At 72.8% G+C, this 6,020-nt stretch carries 4 protein-coding genes; all 4 read left to right on the forward strand.

What is annotated here, in order from left to right; all coding sequences use genetic code 11:
• A complete protein-coding gene (locus ACYVJ0_RS03285; RefSeq protein ID WP_460815971.1) occupies positions 1 to 1,272 on the forward strand; it encodes an acetate/propionate family kinase in 1,272 nt (423 codons plus the stop codon).
• 5 nt (positions 1,273 to 1,277) lie between these two features.
• The gene (locus tag ACYVJ0_RS03290; RefSeq protein ID WP_460815993.1) at positions 1,278 to 2,003 is read left to right on the forward strand and encodes an HAD family hydrolase; all 726 of its coding nucleotides are present in this window, start codon (positions 1,278 to 1,280) and stop codon (positions 2,001 to 2,003) included.
• Between the two features lie 57 nt (positions 2,004 to 2,060).
• The gene (locus tag ACYVJ0_RS03295; protein WP_460815973.1) at positions 2,061 to 4,592 is read left to right on the forward strand and encodes a glycoside hydrolase family 65 protein; all 2,532 of its coding nucleotides are present in this window, start codon (positions 2,061 to 2,063) and stop codon (positions 4,590 to 4,592) included.
• A 186-nt stretch (positions 4,593 to 4,778) separates the two neighbouring features.
• Positions 4,779 to 6,020 (forward strand): DNA polymerase III subunit gamma and tau (locus tag ACYVJ0_RS03300; protein ID WP_460815975.1); only part of this gene is annotated, 1,242 nt, incomplete at its 3' end.

Consider the following 6,020-nt stretch of genomic DNA (forward strand, 5'->3'; position numbering starts at 1 on the left):
ATGACCGTGGTGCTCGTCGTCAACAGCGGCTCGTCGTCCTTCAAGTACCAGCTGCTCGACGTGCGGCCCGGCGGCGAGGGCCGCCGGCTCGCCTCCGGCCTCGTGGAGCGGATCGGCGAGGCCACGGGACGGGCCACGCACCGCCTCTTCTTCCCCACCGAGCCGGGGGTGCCCTCCGTCGCCGCGCACGACGTGGAGTCGGAGCGCGAGCTCGAGATCCCGGACCACACCGCTGGCTTCCGCGCGATGCTCGACGCGTTCGAGGAGCACGGACCCTCGCTCGCCGCGCACCCGCCCGTCGCCGTCGGCCACCGCGTGGTGCACGGCGGGGCGCGCTTCTTCGAGGCCACGGTGGTGACCGACCTCGTCGAGATCAACATCGACGACCTCTCGGTGCTCGCCCCGCTGCACAACCCGGGCGCCCTGCAGGGGATCCGGGCCGCGCGCCGCGCCTTCCGCGACATCCCGCATGTGGCGGTCTTCGACACGGCGTTCCACCAGACGCTGCCGCCGGCCGCCTACACCTACGCGATCGACCGCGAGGTGGCCGAGCGCCACCGCATCCGCCGTTACGGGTTCCACGGCACGAGCCACCAGTACGTCGCCGCCACGGTCGCCGCGCACCTCGGCCGCGATCTGCGCGAGCTGCGGCAGATCGTGTTCCACCTGGGCAACGGCGCCTCGGTGACGGCGATCGACGGCGGCCGCTCGGTGGACACGTCGATGGGCTTCACGCCGCTCGAGGGCCTCGTGATGGGCACGCGCTCGGGCGATCTCGATCCGGCCGTGCTGCTGCAGCTGCAGCGGCGGGCCGGCATGGACGCCGGCGCGCTCGACGACCTGCTCAACAAACGCAGCGGCATCCTCGGGCTCGCGGGGGTGTCGGACATGCGCGATCTCGCGGCGCGGCGTGCGGCCGGCGACGAGGACGCGCGACTCGCCTTCGACGTGTACGTGCACCGGCTGCGCGCCTACGCGGGCGCCTATCTCGCCCAGCTCGGCGGCGCCGACGTCATCTCGTTCACGGCGGGCGTCGGCGAGAACGATCCGGAGGTGCGCGAGGCGGCGCTGGCGACGCTCGGCTTCGCGGGCGTGCGCGTCGACGCCGAGCGCAATCGCGCCGCCCGCCGCGGCGAGGTGGCGCGGATCTCCGCCGACGACTCGGCCGTGACGGTGCTCGTGGTGCCGACCGACGAGGAGCTGGAGATCGCGCGGCAGACCCTCGCCGTGTCCGTGCCCGATCCAGCCGAGCCGACTACGCTGGCGCCGTGAGCCCGATGCCCGACCTGACGGCGTACGACGCCGTGCTCTTCGACCTCGACGGAGTGATCACTCCCACCGCCGAGGTGCACATGCACGCCTGGCGCGCGATGTTCGAGGAGCTGTTCGCCCGGTGGGGCGTGGAGCCCCCGTACTCGGACGACGACTACTTCGACCACCTCGACGGCAAGAAGCGGTACGACGGCGTCGCCTCGGTGCTGCGCAGCCGCGACGTGGAGCTGCCGTGGGGCGATCCGTCCGATCCCGCCGAGGCCGACACCGTGTGCGGCGTGGGCAACCGCAAGAATGCGGTGTTCTCGCGCATCCTCGCCGAGGAGGGGATCCGTCCCTATCCCGGATCGATGGCGCTGCTCGACGAGCTGTCCGCCGCCGGCACGCCGGTGGCCATCGTCTCGAGCTCGAAGAACGCGCGCGACGTGCTCACGGCCGCGGGCGTGCTCGACCGGTTCCCCGTGATCATGGACGGCGTGATCGCCGAGCGCGAGCACCTGCCGTCCAAGCCGGCTCCCGACGTCTTCCTCGAGGGCGCCCGCATGCTGGGCGTCGACCCGGCGCGCGCCGCCGCGGTGGAGGACGCCATCTCCGGCGTGGAGTCGGCCGCGGCCGGCGGCTTCGGACTCATCGTCGGGGTCGACCGCGGCGCCGGCGCGCACGCGCTCACCTCCGCGGGCGCCCACCTCGTCGTCGCCGACCTCGCAGAACTGGCGTCGCCGTCGCGCTGAGCGGCGCCGCCCACAGACCTCCCGCACCTTGAGACCCGATTCGGAGCAGGATCGCACATGATCGACCGAGACCGCTTCCCCGTCGACCCCTGGCGTCTGGTGGAGACCCGCTTCTCCGAGGAGGACACGGGCCTGACCGAGACCGTCTTCTCGGTCGGGAACGGCTACATCGGCCTGCGCGGCAACCACCCGGAGGGCCGCCACGGGTCGGAGCACGGCACCTTCATCAACGGCTTCCACGAGACCTGGCCCATCCGCCACGCCGAGCGCGCGTACGGCTTCGCCGAGGTGGGGCAGACGATCGTCAACGTGCCCGACGCCAAGGTGATGCGCGTCTACGTGGACGACGAGCCGCTGGCGCTGGACATCGCCGACGTGCGCGCGTACGAGCGCTCGCTCGACTTCCGCGACGGCGCGCACCGCCGCCACATCCGCTGGGTGACCCCCTCGGGCAAGGAGGTGGTGATCGACACGGAGCGGATCGTCTCGTTCGAGGAGCGGCACCTCGTCGCGCAGCGCGTGACGGTGACGGTGCTCAACGCCGACGCCGCCGTGACCGTCAGCTGCCAGCTCATCAACCGCCAGGACGGCGAGGACGTGTACGGCGGCACGGCCCCCGTGGCCACGAGCGGCGCGAAGGCCTTCGATCCCCGCAAGGCCGAGGAGATCGAGGACCGCGTGCTGCTGCCGCAGGAGTACTGGCAGGACGGCGAGCGTTCGGCGCTGTCGTACCGCGTCGCCAACTCCGGCATGACGCTCGGCCTCGTGGCCGACCACCTCATCGAGACCGAGAACGCGTACACGCGCCGCGGGCAGGTCGAGCCCGACATCGCCAAGACCGTGTACCGCGTCGACGCGAAGGCCGGCGTGCCGACCACGGTCACCAAGCTCGCGGCCTATCACACCTCCCGCGGCGTGCCGCCGCGGGAGCTCATCGACCGGTGCCGCCGCACGCTCGACCGCGTGGGGCACCTGGGCTACGGCGAGGTGCAGCGCGCGCAGCGGGCCTTCATGGACCGGTTCTGGGAGCGCTCGGACGTGCGCATCGCCGGGCACGACGACCTGCAGCAGGCCACGCGCTGGTGCCTGTTCCAGGTGGCGCAGGCGGCGGCCCGCGCCGACGGCTGGGGCGTGCCGGCCAAGGGTCTCACCGGCTCCGGCTACAGCGGCCACTACTTCTGGGACACGGAGATCTACGTGCTCCCGTTCCTCACGTACACGACGCCGCTGTGGGCGCGCAACGCCCTGCGGATGCGCACCATGATGCTGCCGGCGGCCCGAAAGCGCGCGGCGCAGCTGAACGAGGCCGGCGCGCTGTTCCCGTGGCGCACGATCAACGGCGAGGAGGCGTCGGCGTACTACGCCGCCGGCACCGCGCAGTACCACATCAACGCCGACGTGAGCTTCGCGCTCGGCAAGTACGTGCGCGCCACGGGCGACCTCGACTTCATGGCGCGCGAGGGCGTCGACGTGCTCGTCGAGACGGCGCGGCTGTGGGCGACGCTCGGGTTCTGGCGCGTCTCGGACGGCGACGAGACGTTCCACATCCACGGCGTCACGGGGCCGGACGAGTACACCACCGTCGTGAACGACAACCTCTACACGAACGTGATGGCGCGCTACAACCTGCGCGCCGCCAGCCGCGTGGTGCGCGAGATGGCGGCCGTCGCGCCCGAGGCGTACCGAGCGCTCGTGGACCGCGTGAACCTCGACCCCGGCGAGCCGGAGGCCTGGGAGCGCGCGGCCGACGCCATGGTCATCCCGTTCAACGAGGCCTTCGGCATCCACCCGCAGGACTCCCTGTTCCTGCAGCGCGAGGTCTGGGACCTCGAGCACACCCCCGCGTCGCAGCGCCCGCTGCTGCTGCACTTCCACCCGCTCGTCATCTACCGCTTCCAGGTGCTCAAGCAGGCCGACGTCGTGCTGGCCCTGTTCCTGCAGGGCAACCACTTCTCGCCCGAGCAGAAGCTGGCCGACTTCGACTACTACGACCCGCTGACGACCGGCGACTCCACGCTGTCGGCCGTCGTGCAGTCGATCCTGGCCGCCGAGGTCGGCTACCGCGACCTGGCGTACGAGTACTTCCAGCACGCGCTGTTCGTCGACCTCGCCGACCTGCACCACAACGCCTCGGACGGCGTGCACGTGGCGTCGGCGGGCGGCGTGTGGACGGCGCTCGTGAGCGGGTTCGGCGGCATGCGCGACCACTATGGCGAGCTGAGCTTCGACCCGCGCCTGCCCGCCGACTGGCCGGAGCTGTCGTTCCCGATCACGTGGCAGGGATCGCGCCTGCGGGTGTCGGTGCGCCAGGACGGCCTGCGCGCCGAGGTGGAGGAGGGCGACGCCGTCACGTTCAGCGTGCGCGGCGAGCGGTACACGGTCGCGCCGGGCGAGAGCGTGGACGTGCCCCTCGAGGACCAGGGCCCGGTGCGCCCCGGCCGCCCCACGCTCAAGAAGTTCTCGGAGATGCGCCGCGAGGACGGCACGACGCTCGACCCCGTGCTGCCGGCCGGTCACGACGAGACGGTGCCCGTGGTGACCAGCGCGATCCCGATCATCCACGATCCCTCCAACGGCCAGCCCGCCTGACGCCCGGGTACGGACCGGGTCGGTTCGGTTCGGTTCGGGACGGATCGGGAGGAGATCTCGGTTCGGGAGGTCGTTTCGGACCGGATCGGTCCTCGTGAACGGGGATCTCCTCGCGAACGGTCCGGTGGGGGAGCGGTCGGGGCCGTCGGCCGGACCGATGTCGGCGGCACGCCGTAGGCTGGACGGGTGACGACCGCCCTGTACCGCCGCTACCGGCCCGAGACCTTCGCGGAGATGATCGGGCAGTCGCAGGTCACCGAGCCGCTCATGACGGCGCTGCGCGGCGACCGGATCGGCCATGCCTACCTGTTCTCCGGCCCGCGCGGCTGCGGCAAGACCACCTCGGCGCGCATCCTCGCGCGCTGCCTGAACTGCGCCGAGGGCCCGACCGACACCCCGTGCGGCACGTGCGACAGCTGCGTCGAGCTCTCGCGGGCCGGCGGCGGCTCGCTCGACGTCATCGAGATCGACGCGGCCAGCCACAACGGCGTCGACGACGCGCGCGATCTGCGCGAGCGCGCCATCTTCGCGCCGTCGCGCGACCGCTTCAAGATCTTCATCCTCGACGAGGCGCACATGGTCACCCCGCAGGGCTTCAACGCCCTGCTCAAGCTCGTCGAGGAGCCGCCGGCCCACGTGAAGTTCATCTTCGCGACGACCGAGCCCGACAAGGTGATCGGCACGATCCGCTCGCGCACGCACCACTACCCGTTCCGGCTCGTGCCGCCCGGGCCCATGCTCGGGTACGTCGAGAAGCTGTGCGCGCAGGAGGGCGTGCCGGTCGAGCCGGGCGTGCTCCCGCTCGTCGTCCGCGCCGGGGGCGGCTCGCCGCGCGACACGCTGTCGATCCTCGATCAGCTGATCGCGGGCTCCGAGGCGGGCGGCGTCGGGTACGAGCGCGCCGTGGCGCTGCTCGGCTACACGCACGGCGAGCTGCTCGACGGCGTGATCGACGCCTTCTCCGCCGGCGATGCGGCCGCCGCCTTCGCGGCCGTGGATCGCGTGGTGCAGACGGGGCAGGACCCCCGTCGCTTCGTGGACGACCTGCTGGAGCGACTGCGCGACCTCATCGTGATCGCCGCGACCGGCCCCGCCGCCTCGGCCGTGCTGCGCGGGGTGCCGGCCGACGACCTCGAGCGCATGGCGAAGCAGGCCGAGGTCTTCGGCGCCGACCGGCTCTCGCGCACGGCCGACATCGTGAGCGCGGCCCTCGACGACATGTCGGGCGCCACCTCGCCGCGCCTGCACCTCGAGCTGCTCGTGGCGCGCGTCCTGACCGCCGCACGCGGGGGAACGACCTCGCGCGCCGCCGGCCCCGCCGCGGAGGCGCCCGGACAGACGCCGGCACCGCAGGGCGGCCCGGCGCAGGCGGCGGCCCAGGCTCCCGTGCAGGGCGGCCCGGCCGCGCCCGCCGCGGCTCCGCCGGTC

It is taken from the genome of Microbacterium petrolearium, from assembly GCF_054782875.1.

Coding starts and splice junctions, on each gene's coding strand:
- ACYVJ0_RS03285 (WP_460815971.1), top strand. CDS start 1: ATGACCGTGGTGCTCGTCGTCAACAGCGGCTCGTCGTCCTTCAAGTAC.
- ACYVJ0_RS03290 (WP_460815993.1), top strand. CDS start 1,278: ATGCCCGACCTGACGGCGTACGACGCCGTGCTCTTCGACCTCGACGGA.
- ACYVJ0_RS03295 (WP_460815973.1), top strand. CDS start 2,061: ATGATCGACCGAGACCGCTTCCCCGTCGACCCCTGGCGTCTGGTGGAG.